Annotated in this window: 18 protein-coding genes; 5 read left to right on the top strand and 13 right to left on the bottom strand. The window is 38.7% G+C overall.

What is annotated here, in order from left to right:
• Positions 1 to 159: 159 nt before the first annotated feature.
• Entirely contained in the window at positions 160 to 1116 is a 957-nt protein-coding gene (locus ACJJVX_RS12300; protein ID WP_405631666.1) for a tRNA-dihydrouridine synthase, read from the top strand.
• 71 nt (positions 1117 to 1187) lie between these two features.
• Complete coding sequence (locus tag ACJJVX_RS12295; protein ID WP_054205757.1) at positions 1188 to 1541, top strand: TraR/DksA C4-type zinc finger protein; 354 nt, start codon at positions 1188 to 1190, stop codon at positions 1539 to 1541.
• A gap of 7 nt (positions 1542 to 1548) precedes the next feature.
• Here ACJJVX_RS12295 and ACJJVX_RS12290 read toward each other — a convergent pair whose 3' ends face one another.
• The 10 genes from ACJJVX_RS12290 to pyrC form a co-directional block, all read right to left on the bottom strand.
• On the bottom strand, positions 1549 to 2601 hold the full coding sequence (locus ACJJVX_RS12290; RefSeq protein WP_054205756.1) for a hypothetical protein: 1053 nt from the start codon (positions 2599 to 2601) through the stop codon (positions 1549 to 1551).
• A gap of 63 nt (positions 2602 to 2664) precedes the next feature.
• Positions 2665 to 3924 carry a lipopolysaccharide assembly protein LapB gene (locus ACJJVX_RS12285; protein WP_054205755.1) on the bottom strand — a complete coding sequence of 420 codons (1260 nt, stop codon included), beginning with the start codon at positions 3922 to 3924 and terminating at the stop codon, positions 2665 to 2667.
• Between the two features lie 10 nt (positions 3925 to 3934).
• Positions 3935 to 4552 carry an energy transducer TonB gene (locus tag ACJJVX_RS12280; protein ID WP_054205754.1) on the bottom strand — a complete coding sequence of 206 codons (618 nt, stop codon included), beginning with the start codon at positions 4550 to 4552 and terminating at the stop codon, positions 3935 to 3937.
• On the bottom strand, positions 4552 to 4956 hold the full coding sequence (locus tag ACJJVX_RS12275) for a biopolymer transporter ExbD (protein ID WP_054205753.1): 405 nt from the start codon (positions 4954 to 4956) through the stop codon (positions 4552 to 4554). The genes ACJJVX_RS12280 and ACJJVX_RS12275 overlap by 1 nt, the downstream gene beginning before the upstream one ends.
• Before the next feature lie 14 nt (positions 4957 to 4970).
• Positions 4971 to 5495, bottom strand: coding sequence for a MotA/TolQ/ExbB proton channel family protein (locus ACJJVX_RS12270; RefSeq protein ID WP_054205752.1), 525 nt, complete (start codon positions 5493 to 5495; stop codon positions 4971 to 4973).
• Positions 5495 to 6859: a MotA/TolQ/ExbB proton channel family protein gene (locus ACJJVX_RS12265; RefSeq protein ID WP_054205751.1), complete on the bottom strand. Its 1365-nt coding sequence runs from the start codon at positions 6857 to 6859 to the stop codon at positions 5495 to 5497. Before ACJJVX_RS12265 ends, ACJJVX_RS12270 begins: the two co-directional genes overlap by 1 nt.
• 6 nt (positions 6860 to 6865) lie before the next feature.
• Positions 6866 to 7636 (bottom strand): DUF3450 domain-containing protein, encoded by a 771-nt coding sequence (locus tag ACJJVX_RS12260; RefSeq protein ID WP_405631661.1) that lies wholly within the window; start codon positions 7634 to 7636, stop codon positions 6866 to 6868.
• Positions 7637 to 8097: 461 nt separating this feature from the next.
• On the bottom strand, positions 8098 to 8709 hold the full coding sequence (locus tag ACJJVX_RS12255) for a response regulator transcription factor (protein WP_054205749.1): 612 nt from the start codon (positions 8707 to 8709) through the stop codon (positions 8098 to 8100).
• Between the two features lie 397 nt (positions 8710 to 9106).
• Positions 9107 to 9310, bottom strand: coding sequence for a cold-shock protein (locus ACJJVX_RS12250; RefSeq protein ID WP_054205748.1), 204 nt, complete (start codon positions 9308 to 9310; stop codon positions 9107 to 9109).
• Between the two features lie 315 nt (positions 9311 to 9625).
• Positions 9626 to 10678: a dihydroorotase gene (gene pyrC, locus ACJJVX_RS12245; protein WP_054205747.1), complete on the bottom strand. Its 1053-nt coding sequence runs from the start codon at positions 10676 to 10678 to the stop codon at positions 9626 to 9628.
• A 402-nt stretch (positions 10679 to 11080) separates the two neighbouring features.
• On the opposite strand from pyrC, the gene ACJJVX_RS12240 reads away from it, so the two are divergent.
• Positions 11081 to 13450, top strand: coding sequence for an EAL domain-containing protein (locus tag ACJJVX_RS12240; RefSeq protein ID WP_054205746.1), 2370 nt, complete (start codon positions 11081 to 11083; stop codon positions 13448 to 13450).
• 55 nt (positions 13451 to 13505) lie between these two features.
• On the opposite strand, the gene ACJJVX_RS12235 is transcribed toward ACJJVX_RS12240, so the two are convergent.
• Together ACJJVX_RS12235 and bamC are read right to left on the bottom strand one after the other, a co-directional pair.
• Positions 13506 to 14894, bottom strand: coding sequence for a YjiH family protein (locus ACJJVX_RS12235; protein ID WP_054455042.1), 1389 nt, complete (start codon positions 14892 to 14894; stop codon positions 13506 to 13508).
• 67 nt (positions 14895 to 14961) lie between these two features.
• Positions 14962 to 16020, bottom strand: a complete 1059-nt coding sequence (bamC, locus tag ACJJVX_RS12230; protein ID WP_054455041.1) for an outer membrane protein assembly factor BamC — start codon at positions 16018 to 16020, stop codon at positions 14962 to 14964.
• Positions 16021 to 16371: 351 nt separating this feature from the next.
• Here bamC and ACJJVX_RS12225 point away from each other — a divergent pair, with 351 nt between their 5' ends.
• Both ACJJVX_RS12225 and bcp read left to right on the top strand, forming a co-directional pair.
• A complete protein-coding gene (locus ACJJVX_RS12225) occupies positions 16372 to 16905 on the top strand; it encodes a glycine cleavage system protein R (RefSeq protein ID WP_054205743.1) in 534 nt (177 codons plus the stop codon).
• Between the two features lie 10 nt (positions 16906 to 16915).
• On the top strand, positions 16916 to 17395 hold the full coding sequence (gene bcp / locus ACJJVX_RS12220; RefSeq protein WP_054455040.1) for a thioredoxin-dependent thiol peroxidase: 480 nt from the start codon (positions 16916 to 16918) through the stop codon (positions 17393 to 17395).
• A 470-nt stretch (positions 17396 to 17865) separates the two neighbouring features.
• Here bcp and ACJJVX_RS12215 read toward each other — a convergent pair whose 3' ends face one another.
• Positions 17866 to 18018 carry a hypothetical protein gene (locus ACJJVX_RS12215; RefSeq protein WP_161803887.1) on the bottom strand — a complete coding sequence of 51 codons (153 nt, stop codon included), beginning with the start codon at positions 18016 to 18018 and terminating at the stop codon, positions 17866 to 17868.
• Between the last annotated feature and the right edge of the window lie 137 nt (positions 18019 to 18155).

The raw sequence follows: 18155 nt of genomic DNA, 5'->3' as shown, positions 1-18155 counted from the left end.
TTTATACTGCGTTATTGATTTTAACAATAGAGCCAACTATTACTTACAACCAATGCCTTACTGAAATCGCTTTTTACTCCAACTGAAACTGCATCTTGAGGTGGCTTGGGTATACAGGTAAACTACGCCTCCTTTTCAGTTGTATAAAGTTCCCCTATCATGAAATTAGTTTTAGCGCCTATGGAAGGGGTTGTCGATTTTAAAATGCGTCAACTGCTCACCGAAATTGGTGGCTTTGATCTATGCGTAACTGAATTTGTGCGCGTTGTTGATGCCTGCCTTCCAGATAAAGTATTTCATCGCTATTGCCCTGAGCTTCATAATAATGGCTTAACTCGCTCAGGAACACCCGTGCGTATTCAATTACTTGGGCAAGTTGCGCACGCATTAGCTGCAAACGCAGTAAGAGCGATAGAACTTGGTTCACATGGTGTTGATCTAAACTTCGGTTGCCCTGCTAAAACGGTTAATAAGAGTAAAGGCGGCGCTGTACTGTTAAAAGATCCAGAGCATATGTATGAAATCATCAAAGCTGTACGTGATGCTGTGCCAAGCGAGCATCAAGTAACAGCTAAAATCAGATTAGGCTTTGATGACGATAGTAACAGTCAAGAAATTGTTGATGCTGTTGTCAGTGCTGGTGCTAGTAGCATTGCCATTCATGCCCGCACAAAACGTGATGGCTATAACCCACCCGCTTATTGGGAAAAAATTCCTCCATTAATCAAAGGTAAAGATATTGCTGTTGTAGCAAATGGTGAGATTTGGCAAGTAGAGGATGCCATACTATGCCAAAAGCGAAGTGGTTGTGCCGATTTAATGTTGGGTCGTGGTGCACTTTCGCACCCTGATTTAGCACGCAAAATTAAAGCTCATTTTAATGGCGAGCAATATGTCAGTCTTCAATGGGAACATGTGCTGTATCATCTAATTCATTCTGCTATACACCATGACCCAGCTAAAGATGAAAAGTATTTTGCTTCTCGTACTAAGCAGTGGTTGGGCTATTTAAAACGTCAATATAGCCAAGCTGATATTTTATTCGATGAGATCAGGCGTCTTAAAACAAAAGAAGACGTTGCCGATGTTTTGAAAAAATACGCTATTGCACCTTAATTTGACGCACATCATAGTGCGCTTTTTTTTATTGATGAATACTACAGCATTGCTCAATGGGGAAACTAATAATGATCAATGCTCAAAACCACCTGCTAATACTAAATGGCGAATTAAAGAAAGTAAGAACGTCTTTACTCTCAGCCCTGTCGAACTCAAGTAACCTATTACACCATTCGCTCGTTGAAACATTAAAACAAAATAATCCAGAGCACTGGCTAGAATTAACTGATAGGCAGCTTGGGAATGAATATAGATCGCTTATTATTCGTCTAGAGCAGCTAGAAGCCGCAGTCTGCCAAGTGGATATTGGGCAATATGGTTATTGCTGTGACTGTGAAGAAAAAATTGACTCGCAACGTTTAAATGCAGATCCAACAATTCAACGTTGTGCCAGCTGCGAGTCTAAGATAAAAAGTAATTAGTTCACGTTTACTTTTTATCTAAAAGAAATGAAAAGCTAAAGCTCGATCCAGGATAAAAAACAATGTCCTCAACCAAGTATTGAGCTTGCTGCGGTGTTAAGCTTAAGTGCTTAAGCAAGTTAACTTTGGCTTGTTGTGGTGTCCAAGCATGGTAGTGAATACCAACGTCGGTCTCCATCATCGCCAACCAAAATACTTGATCTGGTGCTGTTAGCTCTGATTTTTTACTTAACACAGCTTTAGTAAGGTCTTGATAATTTTGTGCCCAGTCAAAACCTATGCTCTCAATCGCGGTTGGTTTGAGCCACTGCTCTAATACTGAATACTGATGATCTAGCGCCAACGTCAATCCAAAACTTTCCCTTTGTCTTACTTTTAATTCAGACTGTACCGCTACCAACCAATTTAATGGAGGCTTAGTCATACCAGAAAAATAATTTAATTTACTTTGATACCATGGACCCCCATTCGCTAAGCCATGTAAACCTGCGCTTCCTCTAGGTATATAAGCTAATAAGTACTCATTAAAACCTTGTAATGCTAATTGTACATTTGAAGGTAAGCTGGGCCGATTTAAACTTACACTCACCTGCTGTTTTAACATACCCAATTCGATTGAATTTAGCTTTAGATTGCTTTCCTTGGCAAGTATCAACTGCTGTTGATTAAAATTAATCCAGCTTGCTATCTGCTGTGATATATCGAGCGTCTGATTATAGTTAAGCATATTTTCAAGCACAGGAATATGTGCTGGCCAGGGAAAATAGCGCTCAGGAAAACGCTCAGCAATAATTAAATAATCCAACAGCCTTTGCTCTGTTGGCTCTAAATCAAACGTATTAATTCCTTGATAAATTAAATGCCGTTTTTCTAAATAAGCGTTTGTGAATGGCCATTGCTCCTCACTCACTTGCTTAATTGATCCGTTAGTTTTTAGTAATTGGTTTAATGTTTGCAGGGTCTGTAAAGCATGATCTTTTGTTTGATACTGCGTGTGACTTTCACCACATCCACTTAATAAAAAACCGAGAAAGCACACCGTTAGTAAATGTTTTATCATGAGTATAATCCAATAAAAAAAGCCCCTATGGGGCTTTTTATAAATTGCTACAGCAAATTAAAGTTAAATCTTAACACCGTTGCGAGCGGCTTTATCTTTAATATAAGTTGACCAACCTTTTGCAAACTTACGTGTGCGAGGATCATCCATTGCTTTAACAATAGCAGCATAAGCTTGCTTATACTTTTCTTGATAGTAATAAGCTTCTGCTAAATCTGTATATATAGTTCCTTTCTTATCAGAACCTAATTCCAGAGCTTTGTTCAAACGAACAACGGCTGCACTATAGTTTTGCGACTGAAGCAATAATGAACCTGCTTTGCGGTAAAACTCAGCATCGTCATCAAATTTTGCCGCTTCTTCATAGTACTTAGCTGCTTTCTCTATTTCTTGAGAGCGATGGTAATTACTTGCCACTGCAGAGATATTTTGTTTTGTACGTTTAACTTTCTTCTCATTGATCGCATCTTCTAAAACTTTAGCAGCTTTAAAAGGTATTGCATTCAAAGAGTAGAAGTTAGACAAAACTTTATAATCAACTTCAGTTTCAAAGTAGCCATTATTAAATGCGACTTCCATCGTCGAAAGACCGGTTTTATAGTCTTCCGTCTGGAGGTAGTATTTACCTAAGCCTACCCATGCTTTTTTATCATCAGGCCAAACACGAACAATCTCTTCACCAACTTTAACCATATTTTTATAGTCTTTAAGTTCAAAATAAGAACCTAATTTTAATTGGTAAGGGCCTTTATTTGGCTCTTTTTGAAGTTTAATTGCCTTATCTGCCGGTTCAAAAACATCTTTGAATTTTCCTAGCTGATGATTCGCTTGGGCGATGCGTGTGTAAACAGTTGCATCTTCTTGACCAGTAAAGTCCATCCACGCAACATACGCTTTTTTCGCTTTTTCATACTGCTCTGTGCCAGCTAACATATCACCTAATGTTTTTAAGCTTTGCTCATGATCAGCAAAGTTTAAAATATCAGGCGCAACAGCTAGTTCTAGGTATTTAATCGCAACTTTATACTGCTCTTTTTGCGCATACATACTACCTAAGTAGCGGTTAACTGTCGCTTTATCAAAGTCATCTGATGGCTCAAGCTCTTTAAGCATAGCAATTGCTTCATCAAGCTTTTCTTCGTTATAAAGCTCAAACGCTTTAATAACTTTCTTACCAACACGCTCTCCCATCACTCTAGTTTTTACTTTTTTACGCTCTTCTATCTTTGCGTAATCAGGCGCCGCTAAAGCAGGTGCAGTAAATACTGCACCTGAGAAAGACATAAGTACCGCAAGTGCTGTTACTTTAGATAAATTTCTCATACTTGCCTCCTTAATTGCCTTGGTTAAGTTTAAAGTCTAGCTGAACTTGTAAACCAACTTGTTTTTGTGGTTTTCCGTCAATAATCTTAGGACGGTACTTCCACTTACCAAGCGCACGTTTAGCTTCTCTATCAAAGATACGTTTAGGGTCTGCGTCGATAACATCGATGTCAGTCACTCCACCTAGCTCATCAATTGAGAATGAAAGTTGTACCCAACCTTCTTTACCATCACGTGCTGCTTGTGTTGGATATTTAGGTTCAATTCGAACGATAGGTGTCGCATCACCGTCACGTCCAAATGCACCTGGACCACTTAAACCACCTGCCGAACTTCCCACATCGATGCTGCCCATATTAAATGACATAGCACCCGGATTTGGGTTGTTGTTTTCCGGCTGTGGCGGCTGCGGTTTAGGCGGCTGCTTTGGCGGTGGTGGAGGCGGAGGCGGTACACGCTTCCTCTCTTGCACCTTAGATTCAGGCGGATTCGTCATAATTTCGACTATGATCTGCTCTTTTTGTTCCGTATTACGGTCAGCCCCACCAGAGATGAGGAAAGCCATGAAGTAGAACAAGCCGAAAGTAACTGCCCCACCTGCAATCAGTGAAAACAGAAAACGAATCATTACTGATCTCCAGCTATTGAAATTCTCAGGTTATCGCCCGTCGCTTTAATCTGGTCCATAACTTTAACCACTACGCCATGTTTTGCATCTTTGTCAGCTTGCAAAATTACAACTTCAGTAGGTTGTTCTGCTAATAAACTTTCAATTTTTGCTGAAACACGTTCAACATCAACTTGCTGTTTATCAATCCAGATTTCGCCGTTGTCACGAATAGCAATAAAAATGTTAGCATTTTTTTGCTTCGTAGCTTGGGCCGCTTTTGGTTTATTGACCTCGATACCAGCCTCTTTAACGAACGATGTAGTTACGATAAAGAAAATAAGCATGATAAATACGATGTCAAGCATCGGTGTCATATCGACCGTTGCATCTTCTTCTTCACGAAAACGTTGTTTACGTGCCATATTTAATTCTCTCTCTAGTGATGAGGCATACTATCAATAAGTTTGGCTTTCACCATTTTAGCTTTTGTCTCAAGACGTGAGCTAAAAAATACTCCAGATAGTGCCGCAACCATTCCAGCCATTGTTGGGATTGTTGCCATTGAAATACCTGATGCCATTAAACGTGCATTACCCGTACCTTGGCTTGCCATGGTTTCAAAAACCGCGATCATGCCTGTTACTGTACCAAGTAAGCCAATTAAAGGACAAACAGCTACCAATGTTTTAATCAACAACATACGCTGATCTAATTTTTCAGACGCTTCAGAAATCCATGCTTCACGGATTCTGTGTGCGTACCAAGACGTAGTGTCTTGGCGGGCATCCCACTTAGCTATAATTCCCTTCGATAAACGAGGAAACTCTGCAAGTAAGAACCAATAGCGCTCAATCATTAAAACCCACATAAGAAAGAGTGCTATCGCGACCACGTATAAAACCTGGCCGCCTGTGCCAACAAAATCCCTGATAGATTCCCAGATTTCCATCAGGACTAGCATTAGGCTTTCTCCTTCTCCGCGTGAGTAGCGATGATACCTGCGCTTTGCTCATCAAGGATGTGTAATACCGACTTACTACGACCCGCAACAACAGCGTGAAGAAGAATAAGTGGTAGTGCAGCAATTAGACCTAGCGCAGTAGTTACAAGTGCTAGAGAGATGTTACCTGCCATGATCTTCGGATCACCTGTACCGAACAATGTGATTGTTTGGAACGTTAAGATCATACCGATTACCGTACCTAGTAGACCAAGTAGTGGCGCGATTGCAGCAAGGATTTTGATAATGTTGATACCAGCTTCAATGCGTGGCGTTTCACGAAGAATCGCTTCATCAAGCTTAAGCTCAAGGTTTTCAACGTCTTGATTCTTATTATCATGGTACACTTTAAGAATACGACCCAATGGGTTATTTGTATTCGGTGTAGCAAGATTTTTAAGCTGGCTGTTGATTTTGCTTTTTGTAAGCGTTAGGTCAACAAAACGAGCTAGGAAGATTAATAAACCTAAGCCTAACAACGCAGTGATGATGTAACCAACAACGTCACCTTGATGATAGTACTCTTCAAGTGTCGCTTTTTGTGTATTGATACGTAAGATCGCACCACGAGTTGGATCCACATAAACACCAGCAAAGTTATCAGATGAAGTATTTGCTAAATCATCAATACCTGCAAGGATAAAACCGTCTGGTTGCTTACCTAGTGGCTGAATCGATTTAGTTTCAGGTGAATAGATTAAGTATCCGTCATCTGTTACTAAGTTGAAGTTACCAATACGCGTTACTTTCTTGATAGATGCATTACCGTCAAGACCTGCAACTTCAGTTTCAAATGTTGAAACCTTCGCTGACTCAGTCATTTCAGTTTGTAAAGAAATCCAAAGCTCTTCAAGTTCACGAACTGTTGGTAATTCTTTAGCAGCAGCTAATGAACGTAAGATTTCAGCACGGCCTGGCTTTTCAGCAGATACAAGTGACGCTTCAATTGAACCGATTGCATCTTGAGCTGCACGACGTACAACACCAAACATCTCACCTAAAGTACCTTGTGCACTTTGTAGAGCTGCTGCTTTCTCATTCATTGTATTTTCGTTTTGTGCATATTCTTTAGTTAAACGAGTTCCACGCGACTTTTCAGACGCTAATTGGCTTTTCGCTTTATTAAGTAACGCTTGCTTGTCAGCACGAGCAGAAAGAAACTCTTGCTCACGTTGCTTATTGATTTTGCCTTCAGAGATACGCTCTTGTTTTACTTGCTCAAGAATTTTATCTAGAGCAGCAGAACTTGCATGTGCATTAAGCGCGGTACCTGCAGAAACAGACAGTACTGCTGCAACAGCAAAACCTTTAAATAGTTTCTTCATTATTGATTACTCCGCGCCAAAGATTGGTAGTTTAACAAGTTCTAATGTCGCTTGCTTACGCGCCATACGGATAACTTCTTTAACAGGTTTTAGGTATTCATCACCTAATTCTTTCCACTGCTTAGTGTTGTTATCCCAAACCCACGCGTGCTTAAGGTCAAACGATTGTGCAACATAAGTGATACGACCTAATTGGCCGAAATCAACATTTATGCTTTTGCCATCAACTTCTAAAGTACCTTGTGAAGCAGCAACTAAAGAGCTGTATGCAGCTTCAATAGTGTAGGCTTCTAATACTTGACGGAATTTCTCTGATTTAGTTACAGAAGAAGAAACCATTGTTTCACGTAATCTTTCAACGCGCGCTAAACGATTGTCACTGTTAAACGGAACGTCCGCTTTGATGAATTGCTCGAGCGTATCGATCATGCGATACATCAAAGGCACAACGTTTTGTTTTGTGTTGTCGATAGTAGCGATTTGACGGTCAAACGATTCAATTTGTGCATTTTGGTCAGCGACCAAACGTGCAACGTGATCGTTGTATACTTTCAAAAGCTCAGTTTCATCAACAATGCTACGGTACTCAGCGATAAGCTCTTGAGTTTGACCGTATACGTTGTCAATTTTAGTTTGAGACTTAACCGCAGCCGTTTGAATTTTTAGACCTGCGTTTTGCACGTCCTTCAAAGGATCTGCAATCACATTGCTGCTTGCGAATGCAAATGCGCCAACCAACGCAGTTGCTACAAGACTCTTTCTGATTTTAACAGACATAGTTCCCAACCAATTAAGTAATGTTACTTTTATAATTTAATTATCCTCCGAAGAAGACAACCCTGATATCTTTTAATAGATATCAACCCTCCAATAATGCTAAATGCAATGCACGCTGTCAACTTGATGTTTGGAATTAACTAGAAATAAATCTTCAGAAGCAGCATAAACTAAAATACAAAAAACAAAGGATTAACATAAATGCAACAGGTGGATTTTTCGAAGGTCTATAAAAGCCGCTAACTAACGACGGTTTTTTTTTAAATAAATTAAAGACGCACATAAATGTAACATTTCATGTCAAAGCGAGGTTTAAAAAAAATATTTCAGGAAACTTTAATATAAGCTTAATCATTCAGTAAAAAAGCGTTTTTATGCACGGGTTGAAACAAAAATGAAAGGAATTAGCTGTAAAATGTATTAAATTACACAGGGTGTACTTAACTTCTTACAGCTAAATTTTAAAAAGAGTCTTCTTTTACAAGTTTCGCCAGTGAAATGACTGAGTCAACACCTAGCTTTTCGAATATCTTCGTTTTATAGGTGCTGACTGTTTTATTACTTATAAACAATTTTTCACCTATATCCTTATTAGATAGCCCTTCTATAAGATATCGCATGACAGTAAGTTCACGCTCAGTAAGTATTTCATCTAGATCTTTATCGTTACTAACCAAATCACCTTGCGGGAAAAAAGTAAAACCACGTAAAATTAATTCAACTGCAGAAGTGATATCTTCTAAGCTCTCAGCCTTATTGATAAACCCTTGAGCTCCCAACTTTGCGGCGGTACGAATTATATGCTTATCTTGTTTAGCGGATAAAAAAAGAACATGCCCTTTATACCCATCTAAAAGCGCGCGTTTATATAAGCTAAAACCGTCAGAATCTTCCAATTCAATATCTAAAATAATAAGCGTGATATTATTTTTCTTTAAAGCATCCAATGCCGCTTTTTGACTAGCGACTGTATATATATCACCAACTAATGCAGATGTACCTAAGGTGGTTTTTATCGCTGCACATACCATTGGGTGATCATCAACGATCAGTACGTTATTTCTAATATTCATTAATTAGCAAACCCTTTACTTACTTTGTAATGCTTAAACTTAGTGTAAACCAAGATAGCTAATTGTTCCTGCTTCTTGCCAAGCATTTTGATGTGGCAATCGTCGCAATCAGTGAATGAACTTTATAATGAATATAAAATTTACTATGTGTTCTTCATTCAGAAAATATAATTTATGTTATAGATGTTAATTCTAAAGTATAAGGATAACGAATATAAACAAACTGATACAGGATAAAAACAAGGATGAATATAAAATTCAGTAATTGGGATGCGGAATGATTTAATAAATAATGTTTTAGTATTGCTAAAAAATGTAATTTTATAAAAATTTTAGGAGGATTATGGTGAAACAGGGCTCTGTTTCACCACGATGAACTTAGGTTCACATAATAAAATTATGCTAGTTCTACGTTCTCAGCTTCAGGGCCTTTTTGGCCTTGCTTGATGCCGAAAGACACTTGCTGGCCTTCGCTTAGAGTGCGAAAACCTGAACCAGTGATAGCGCTGAAATGTACGAATACGTCAGGGCCATTCTCTTGTTCAATAAAACCAAAGCCTTTAGCTTCGTTGAAAAACTTTACTTTACCAGTAACCGACATACTAAATTTTCCTGTAAGTCAATAATTAAAATTCAGCCATATTATTATGGCAATATCCTCCCTGAGTCAATGCCCAAAAATCTGGAGGTATAGTACAGGAACAAGTAATAACCTAACCGGTAACCTTAAACGCAGCACAATATCCGTAAATTCAATACGCAAAAACTCAAAGCAATATAAGATTAGCACAATAAAAACGTTTTTGCTCTATTAATTAGTAAATATTTTGTCTGCCAATTCGCAATGCACGAAACACTATCTAACTGATTAATTTTAAAACTAAAAACGTACTTTAACTATAGGCTAAACCGCGATTTATTTAACTTGCCACTCAATAACTGATTCAGCTTTTATTGGTACTACGTGATCACCACCAAGCGGGTAACTTGCTGGTACTGTCCATGGCTGTTTTATTAAAGTAACGGTGTCTGTGTTACGTGCTAAACCATAGAAATCTGGACCATAATGACTTGCAAACCCTTCAAGTTTATCTAAAGCCCCAGCATCCTCAAAAGCTTCTGCATAAAGCTCTAATGCAGCATGAGCTGTGTACGCACCCGCACATCCGCATGCAGCTTCTTTTTTGTCTTTGTAATGCGGTGCAGAGTCTGTACCCAAGAAAAACTTTTTACTTCCGCTAGTCGCAGCGTCTATTAGTGCATGTTGGTGCGTGTTGCGCTTTAAAATAGGTAAGCAGTAGTAATGAGGGCGGATCCCACCGGCAAGCATATGATTCCGATTATAAAGCAAATGATGTGCTGTAATCGTCGCTGCAACATTTTCTGATGCATTATTAACAAAATCAACAGCATCTTTAGTCGTAATATGCTCAAGAACAATTTTAAGCTCAGGGAAGTCTTTAACAACATCAACCATAATAGTATCTAAAAATACTTTTTCACGATCAAAAATATCGATTGAAGAATCAGTAACCTCACCATGGATCAATAATAACATCCCCACTTCTTGCATGGCTTCCAGCACCGGATAAATGTTTTTCATGGATGTAACACCAGAATCAGAATTCGTCGTTGCACCAGCAGGGTATACTTTTGCAGCGACTATTTTACCAGTTGCATGCGCTTTTTTTATTTCTTCTGGTGAGGTTTTATCTGTTAAATAAAGCACCATCAATGGTTCAAAGCTGCCTTGTGGGCCTGCAGCCATAATACGCGCTCGATATGATAAAGCTGTTTCAGTACAAATTGCGGGTGGTACTAAGTTAGGCATTATTATAGCGCGGCCCATATATCGACTAATATCACGAACGGTATCTTTAAGTTGATCACCATCTCGTAAATGAACATGCCAATCATCTGGACGAGTTATAGTTAATGTTGACTGAGTATTGGGAGCTTTATTTGTCATTACTTATTTCCACGGCTGAATTTAGTTGATCATATGCATATGATTCATCTGAGTAAAGATTTTATTGCCCTTTTTTACTCGGGCGTGTTGACCTTTCGTGATTAATCTTGCAGCAGTCTATTTGGTATCTAGGCAAGGCAGCGCCTATGGTGTGGTTGTTCCCCATAAATAGGCGATAACGCAGTATAAATGCCAAACATGCGCTGCCCAAAGGGTTCTTCCTAGGGCCTCATAAGGACTCCCCCACAAATTGTGAAAGCATTGCATCTTCAATACCTTGGCTGTTCGTTTGTATTTACACACTCACGTTGATTTTTTTCATATATACTTTGTTTATAAGTTAATATTCCGTTAACGTATATTGATATGAACTATAAGAATTAGAAAAACCACACGTGCCTTATGCAAAATAAAATAGATTTATCTTCTGCTCTTGAAGTAAAAACAGAACAACTGAGCATTATTAATCAGTTTTCATCAAGCTTATTACAATTAGATAGACTCGATGAACTGTTTGAATATGCCACGACAGAAGTCGTTAAACGCTTAGGTTTTGTCGATTGTGTGATATATATCGCAGATGAAAAAAATGCCACCCTTCATGAAGTCGCATCAATGGGCGTATCTAACTCAGCGAGTGATTACTCCATAGAACGTAGTATCATTAATTTCAATCAAGGGATCACCGGTTATGTTGCATCAACAGGTCGCGCAGTAATTAGTGGCGATGTAAGTACAGATAGCCGCTATATTGCTGATGCCCGCCCTGCCAGATCAGAGCTGTGCGTTCCATTAATTTACAAAGAGAAAATTTTAGGCGTTATTGACTGCGAACACCCAGTACACAATTACTTTACTGATGCTCATTTAGAAATTTTAACCACTGTGGCACATTTACTAAGCGCCAAAATTAATCATGTCAATACTGTAGAAAACCTACAGCAAACAGTCAGCCAGCTAAATACGGCACAAAAGCTTGAAAGTACTTTATTGCAAATTGCTAATTTGACTTACCAAGCAAATGATTTAGATACATTTTTAGAGTCACTTCATGGCATATTGACAAACCTATTAAGGGCTGACAACTTCTTAGTTGCACTTTACGATAAGCAAATAGACATTTTGGACATCGTCTATATTGTTGAGCAGGGTGTTCGCTCAAATGCTCATAAAAAAATATCAAAAGAGCAACTTAAAAATACGGCTTCATATTATTTGCTCAATTCAGAACAACCTTTATTACTAAATAAAGAAGAATACCAACAACACATTCAAGCTGGCCATTTTAAAATGGTGGGCAGGCAGTCAGAATCGTGGCTGGGTGTCCCTTTCAAAGTAAGTGATAATATTAGTGGTGTAATTGTTGTACAGAGCTACGATAAAACACATCATTATGATGATCATGATTTAGCACTTTTAACATACGTGAGTCGCCAGATCAGTCTGACAATTGACAGACAGCTCTCACGACAAGCACTCGAATATCGCGCCTTACATGATGAGTTAACGGGGTTGGCAAACCGCTCCTTATTGATTGATCGTATTAAGCATGCCATTTTAAAACTGACTCGTACCCCCAAAGGCACTTACCATGCTTTGCTCTACCTCGATCTTGACCGTTTTAAAAGTATTAACGATTCACTTGGCCATGAAGTTGGTGACCATTTTTTAATCGCCATTTGTAAATCCATTAAAGCAACCATCCGTAACACAGATACCTTTGCCCGATTGGGCGGTGATGAATTTTCAATTCTTATGGAAAATATCACCCATAAAAATCAAGTAACTGAAGCACTAAAACGAATAAAAAAAGCCTTAGCTGAACCACTTAACATTGATGGGCATTTACTCCAAGCCTCAACAAGTATTGGTGTTGCTTTTTGCGATAATAAAAACGATAAAGCTTATAAGCTATTACAGCATGCTGATGCGGCTATGTATGAGGCTAAATCGAATGGCCGCAGCCAAGTTCGCTTCTTTAATAATACCATGCGTAAAAAGCTAAAAAGTCATGCTGATATTGAAAATGATCTACAACACGGTATTGAGCACAATGAATTTGAATTGTATTTTCAACCAATTTTTACCATTGGTGATTGTCATGTAGTTGGTTTTGAAGCTTTAGTTCGCTGGCATCACCCAACAAAAGGCTTTGTGCCACCCAATGATTTTATTCCAATTGCTGAGAATACCGGTCAAATTATTAACCTTGATCTACATCTGCTTGAGCTGGCTGCTAAACAAATTTCAACTTGGCAACAACAGGGAAAGCGCTTTTTACGGATCACTGTCAATGTGTCGTCGCGGCACTTTGCGAGTCTTGATTTCGTCTCACAAATTCATGCAATTTATAATACCTATCAACTGCCTTTAGGTTCTTTGTGTTTAGAAATAACTGAGTCAGGATTAATAGAGAACCTTGAGCTGGCAACCAAAATTATTGAAGGTCTATCACCATTAAAAGTTAAACTGTGCTTAGATGATTTTGGTACAGGCTATTCAGCACTTGGCTATTTACATCAGCTCCCTATCCATGTGCTAAAAATTGATAAAAGCTTTATTGATCACCTCAAAGACACGCCAACTCCACTTGTTGACGCTATTTTATCATTGGCATCATCACTTGAACTTGATGTAGTTGCTGAAGGCATTGAAACCCAACAACAATTAACCACACTACAACAAACAAAATGTAATTACGGGCAAGGTTTTCTAAAAGCCAAACCATTGCCTGCATGCCAAGCTATCCTCTTAATTGATCAACCACTTTAAATAGCTCACAAAAAAGCCCCGATAAACAGGGCTTTTTTGTATCTGAGTCTCTAAATCAACCAACTAACCAATGTGCCATAAGCGCTATCACCGGAAGTGTTACCAAGGTTCTCAGGATAAAGATTGTGAACAACTCCAAAATGTTCACGGGGATTTTACTGCCCAGTAATAGTGCACCTACTTCCGACATATAAATTAATTGCGTCACGCTCATTGCGGCAATGATAAAACGCGTTACATCACTTTCAATCGAACCTGCCGCTAAAATTGATGGAATAAACATATCGGCAAAACCAACCATAATTGTTTGCGCAGCGGCTTCAGCTTCAGGCACTTGTAATAACTCTAAAAACGGAATGAATGGCATACCTAAATATTGAAAAACCGGCGTATATTCGGCAATAATCAATGCAAATGTACCCACAGCCATTACAACTGGTAATACAGCAAACACCATATCAAGCGCGTTATGAACGCCTTCTTTTAATGTTCCCTTTAACCCTGGTGCTTTTTCAGCCTTAGCTAATGCAACATCCAATGAATGCTTAAATAACGTTTTACCTTCAGGTACTAATTCAGCGTTAACATCAGGCTTCGTACCGTCAATTAATAAGTCTTTTTTAAAGCGTAACGGTGGTAATCGAGGTACTATAATCGCGGCCACAACCCCGGCTAAACATACCGTTGCATAAAATGGGGCAAATAGGTATTCCAGTTTTACTTGGCCAATAACCACTAAACAAAAAGTGATTGAAACAGCAGAGAAAGTGGTACCAATTATCGCAGCTTCACGTTGTGTATAGTATTTATCTTCATATTGACGCGCGGTCATTAAAATTCCTACGCTCCCATCCCCCAACCAAGAGGCAACACAGTTAACCGCACTACGCCCTGGCACCCCAAATAATGGACGCATCACTTTCGTTAATAAAGTCCCCACTAATTCAAGTAAACCAAAGTTAAGCAATAAAGGAAGTAATAAACCCGCTAAAATAAATACCGAAAATAATACAGGCAGTAAATCTTTTAATACCAGCAGCCCTGTATTTTCAGACGTTATCGCATGAGGTCCAACTTGAAAGTAAGTTAATAGTACAAACAGCATACCTAGTAGCCTAGTGACTAACCAAATCCAACTCACATTAAACAAATGATTAAGTAAGCGAAATTTTGTTAAGCTTTTTGGCCTTAGTACACTGAATATAATCGACATTACGCCTGCAACACAAATAACAAACGCGATCAGACCTAAAGCAATATCTGCAAATGAAGCCTGCACTGCTTTAGCCATTACCGCGATTGGTATCGTCATGATCTCGCCAGATGGAACCGGTGTCATAAATAAGAACACGCCAATCAAAGAGGGGACTAAAAAGGCAAACCATACTCTTAAATCGTAGCTCTTTTGATGCTGCTGCGGGCTGGGTGAGTTTAACTTAGACATATTTTCAACCTGTTAAAACCACAAAAAGAGCCAAATGCTCTTTTTGTGGTTATTATTTTATTTTTGATTAAATTTTAATACCGCGCTGACGCAAGGCATTTTCTAATGCTTGTTGTAGATCGTTCATAGTGCCAGGCTCCAATGTTGCCCCTTTATCATCCATCCAAGTTAAACTAGTGCCGCCCTCTTTCGTTCGGCTAACGAGTATTTGGTATTGCCCTTCATCAATTGGTAATTCAGCAAGTTCATCACCCCAAATTGAATCCCAGACGCTTGATTCAGGCTTTTTATAGTCAGCCGTTATAAGGCCTTTTTCTTGGTTTATCTCTACAATTGTAAAAGATAAGCGCTCTAAGAAACCAGAAAAGCGCTCAAAAATAACTGAGTAATCTTGCTCTGTTACCAATGCCGCATTGCCTTTATTATCAAAGCCCATCTCAAGAGAAATAATGCCTTGCTGCTTACGCATTTCAACCTGAAGCTGACGGTAGCGATAATCAAATTCAGCAATTACTTGATTTAATGCACGTACTTCTAACTGTTGCTGCAAAAGCGGCGTTAGTTTTTCACTTGCACTTTTATAATCAACCAGTTTAGAACTCAACGAAGCTGTACGCTGGTGTGATTTTTCTTCCAATGTAAAAATAAAACGCTGTTGTGATACAGGCGCACTATCAGCAAACCAGCCATCATCTGGTTTTATAATTGAGTACCAATCGGTTTCAATCGTACCCGTTGTATTATCTTCTTTTTGCACTCGTGTTTGTTGTTCAGCCAAAACAGCTTTAACCGATTCAGTGATAAATTTATTTAAATCGACAATGCCGTCATTTTTATCAAAAAATACACGCGCTTGTTTATCCGTTTCTTCAACCCAGCTGCCTTTAGCTACAGTTAAAACCTGTGCTGGTGGGCGGTAATTTGTGGAATCTGGATTATTATCATAAGCAGCCACTTCCATTTTATAAGTGGGGTCTTGCGCTGGTTGCGCCAATTGCCCAGGCACCTGTACTGGTGCAGTTGCACGATAATTACGTTTATGATGCGCTTCATCAGTAAAAACACTACATCCTGACAAGCCTACCAATACACTCACTGCAAGCGCTTTTGGGATCCAATACTGCACAGATAATTCTCCTTAGCATACCCTTAATTGTTTTAACAAATATATGAGTGGGTTATGCCGATTTGGTTCAGTGTAAAATCAAGATTAACTTTACATTTCTTATTTTTATGCAAAACCCGTTGTTTTGAAGAGCCACTCAATACATATTATGAGCGCGGTTATGCAAAATTTTAACTATGGTACTTTCCCATGCCACTAAAAACAAGAAACACCGTGATTTTATACGGTGTAAATTAAGGTGCTCTGTAGTTTAGCACCTAATTTGTGTTAAACTTCGCCGCCATACAGCCACTATTACTGGCTTAGCTCGCGCTGTCTGTTGTAATAAACATAACTTAGGTATTTGAATTTATGACTGTTTTTTCAAACCATCAGATCGTATTAACTGCAATTGGCGAAGATCGCCCTGGTATTGTTAGTGAATTAACCCAATTAGTCAGTGACTGTCATTGCAACATCATCGACAGCCGCATTGCCATCTTAGGTAATGAGTTTACGTTTATTATGTTGTTATCTGGTGACATGTCTGCAATAAGCCGAATTGAACACACCTTGCCTCTCAAAGGCATGGAGTTAGGTTTGCTGACTATGATGAAGCGCACAGCCAGTCATAAACAAAGTGAATTTTGTGCAGGCTATACGCTCGAGTACACTGGTATAGACACCCCTGGCACACTTAGTAAAGTAACTCGCTTCTTTGCAGATAATCAAATTAGCATTTGTTCTCTAAAATCAGATACGTTTGATGAAGATGAGCATGTAAAAATGCGCTGTGAAATTGAGTTTAATATTCCCGTAGACGTTGACATTGATACCTTTAAAGTTCAATTTGAGGATCTATCACGCACCCTTAACGTAGACTATATTTTTAGACGCATTCGATAAGGAATAAACCATGAATACAATCAGTCCATTACAAGCAGGCGATAAAGCGCCTAGCTTTAGCTTACAAAACCAAGATGGTGAGCTAATCGTTCTTGAAGAGTTATTGAAAGACCAGCAAGTACTCGTGTACTTTTATCCAAAAGCATCAACACCTGGCTGCACTGTGCAAGCTGAAAACCTACGAGATGAAAAAGACGTATTAGCGCAATTAAATACCCGCGTTGTTGGTATAAGCCCTGATCCGGTTAAAAAATTAAAGAACTTTGAAACGAAAAAAGACCTTAATTTTGACCTACTCTCAGACGAAGATCACGCCATTGCAGAAGCATTTGGTGTATGGGGCTATAAAAAATTCATGGGCAAAGAATACGACGGTATTCACCGTTTAAGTTTCTTAATTGGTCAAGATGGCAAAATTACATACTTGTTTGATAAGTTTAAAACCAAAGATCACCATCAAGTGGTGTTGGATTATTTGACTAAAGACTGAGCTGTAAGCTGTAAGCTGTAAGCTGTAAGCTGTAAGCTGTAAGCTGTTAAGAATATACATAAGCGTTGCCAATGTGCAGCGCTTTTTTATTGGCAATAGTAAAATAAGCCGTCCCTCTAAATTGATAGTTACAAAACAGAGTGGATGTTGAGCTATCGCTATCTAGCCACACAATCACGTATTTACTGTTAATGCCGGCATGCGAATTGAATTTAATGATTAACGAGAAGTAATTAATACAAAACTCTCGTGTATCAGTCAAAATACAGTGATGATATTACCACCGTAGGTTGATTTGAGTAAAACCCAACGAAAATACAGGACCAAGCAACTTAATAGCATGAATAGGTGAAGTGTGTCGCGAGTAAAAGCGCAGATTCCCAGTGGTTATGATGTCTGAAGTCAAGATTTGTCACATTGGTCTTTTCCTCTTGGGGTCTACTTTATTCCTCTTATTTACTTAGCTACCGTTATTCACCAATAAACTCAATTGAGAAACCTTTGCCTTTTTCTCCTGACACATAAACTGTAATACTTTTTTCTTTATTCAAGAATTGATAATTGAGCTTTTTGGGGAAATCATTACTGGCAACTTTAGCAACATAGAAAATCTCCACAGACATTTCGACTAACCGTAAAGTTTCAGTACTTACAATTTTATCCTTTTCGATCGAATACTTTTAACCAGAGCCTTCAAAAGTTTTGTCACTTATCCGCTTCCATGATTCATTAATTTTCAATTTACTAATTTCAGAATTCC

This window comes from Pseudoalteromonas sp. Ld20 (genome assembly GCF_045064175.1).
In the GTDB taxonomy this organism is placed as follows: domain Bacteria; phylum Pseudomonadota; class Gammaproteobacteria; order Enterobacterales; family Alteromonadaceae; genus Pseudoalteromonas; species Pseudoalteromonas neustonica.
The sequence above is the reverse complement of the archived record's forward strand: the minus strand, read 5'-3'. Positions and strand labels throughout refer to the sequence as shown.

Coding starts and splice junctions, on each gene's coding strand:
- ACJJVX_RS12300 (WP_405631666.1), top strand. CDS start 160: ATGAAATTAGTTTTAGCGCCTATGGAAGGGGTTGTCGATTTTAAAATG.
- ACJJVX_RS12295 (WP_054205757.1), top strand. CDS start 1,188: ATGATCAATGCTCAAAACCACCTGCTAATACTAAATGGCGAATTAAAG.
- ACJJVX_RS12290 (WP_054205756.1), bottom strand. CDS start 2,601: ATGATAAAACATTTACTAACGGTGTGCTTTCTCGGTTTTTTATTAAGT.
- ACJJVX_RS12285 (WP_054205755.1), bottom strand. CDS start 3,924: ATGAGAAATTTATCTAAAGTAACAGCACTTGCGGTACTTATGTCTTTC.
- ACJJVX_RS12280 (WP_054205754.1), bottom strand. CDS start 4,552: ATGATTCGTTTTCTGTTTTCACTGATTGCAGGTGGGGCAGTTACTTTC.
- ACJJVX_RS12275 (WP_054205753.1), bottom strand. CDS start 4,956: ATGGCACGTAAACAACGTTTTCGTGAAGAAGAAGATGCAACGGTCGAT.
- ACJJVX_RS12270 (WP_054205752.1), bottom strand. CDS start 5,495: ATGCTAGTCCTGATGGAAATCTGGGAATCTATCAGGGATTTTGTTGGC.
- ACJJVX_RS12265 (WP_054205751.1), bottom strand. CDS start 6,859: ATGAAGAAACTATTTAAAGGTTTTGCTGTTGCAGCAGTACTGTCTGTT.
- ACJJVX_RS12260 (WP_405631661.1), bottom strand. CDS start 7,636: ATGTCTGTTAAAATCAGAAAGAGTCTTGTAGCAACTGCGTTGGTTGGC.
- ACJJVX_RS12255 (WP_054205749.1), bottom strand. CDS start 8,709: ATGAATATTAGAAATAACGTACTGATCGTTGATGATCACCCAATGGTA.
- ACJJVX_RS12250 (WP_054205748.1), bottom strand. CDS start 9,310: ATGTCGGTTACTGGTAAAGTAAAGTTTTTCAACGAAGCTAAAGGCTTT.
- pyrC (WP_054205747.1), bottom strand. CDS start 10,678: ATGACAAATAAAGCTCCCAATACTCAGTCAACATTAACTATAACTCGT.
- ACJJVX_RS12240 (WP_054205746.1), top strand. CDS start 11,081: ATGCAAAATAAAATAGATTTATCTTCTGCTCTTGAAGTAAAAACAGAA.
- ACJJVX_RS12235 (WP_054455042.1), bottom strand. CDS start 14,894: ATGTCTAAGTTAAACTCACCCAGCCCGCAGCAGCATCAAAAGAGCTAC.
- ACJJVX_RS12225 (WP_054205743.1), top strand. CDS start 16,372: ATGACTGTTTTTTCAAACCATCAGATCGTATTAACTGCAATTGGCGAA.
- bcp (WP_054455040.1), top strand. CDS start 16,916: ATGAATACAATCAGTCCATTACAAGCAGGCGATAAAGCGCCTAGCTTT.
- ACJJVX_RS12215 (WP_161803887.1), bottom strand. CDS start 18,018: ATGTCTGTGGAGATTTTCTATGTTGCTAAAGTTGCCAGTAATGATTTC.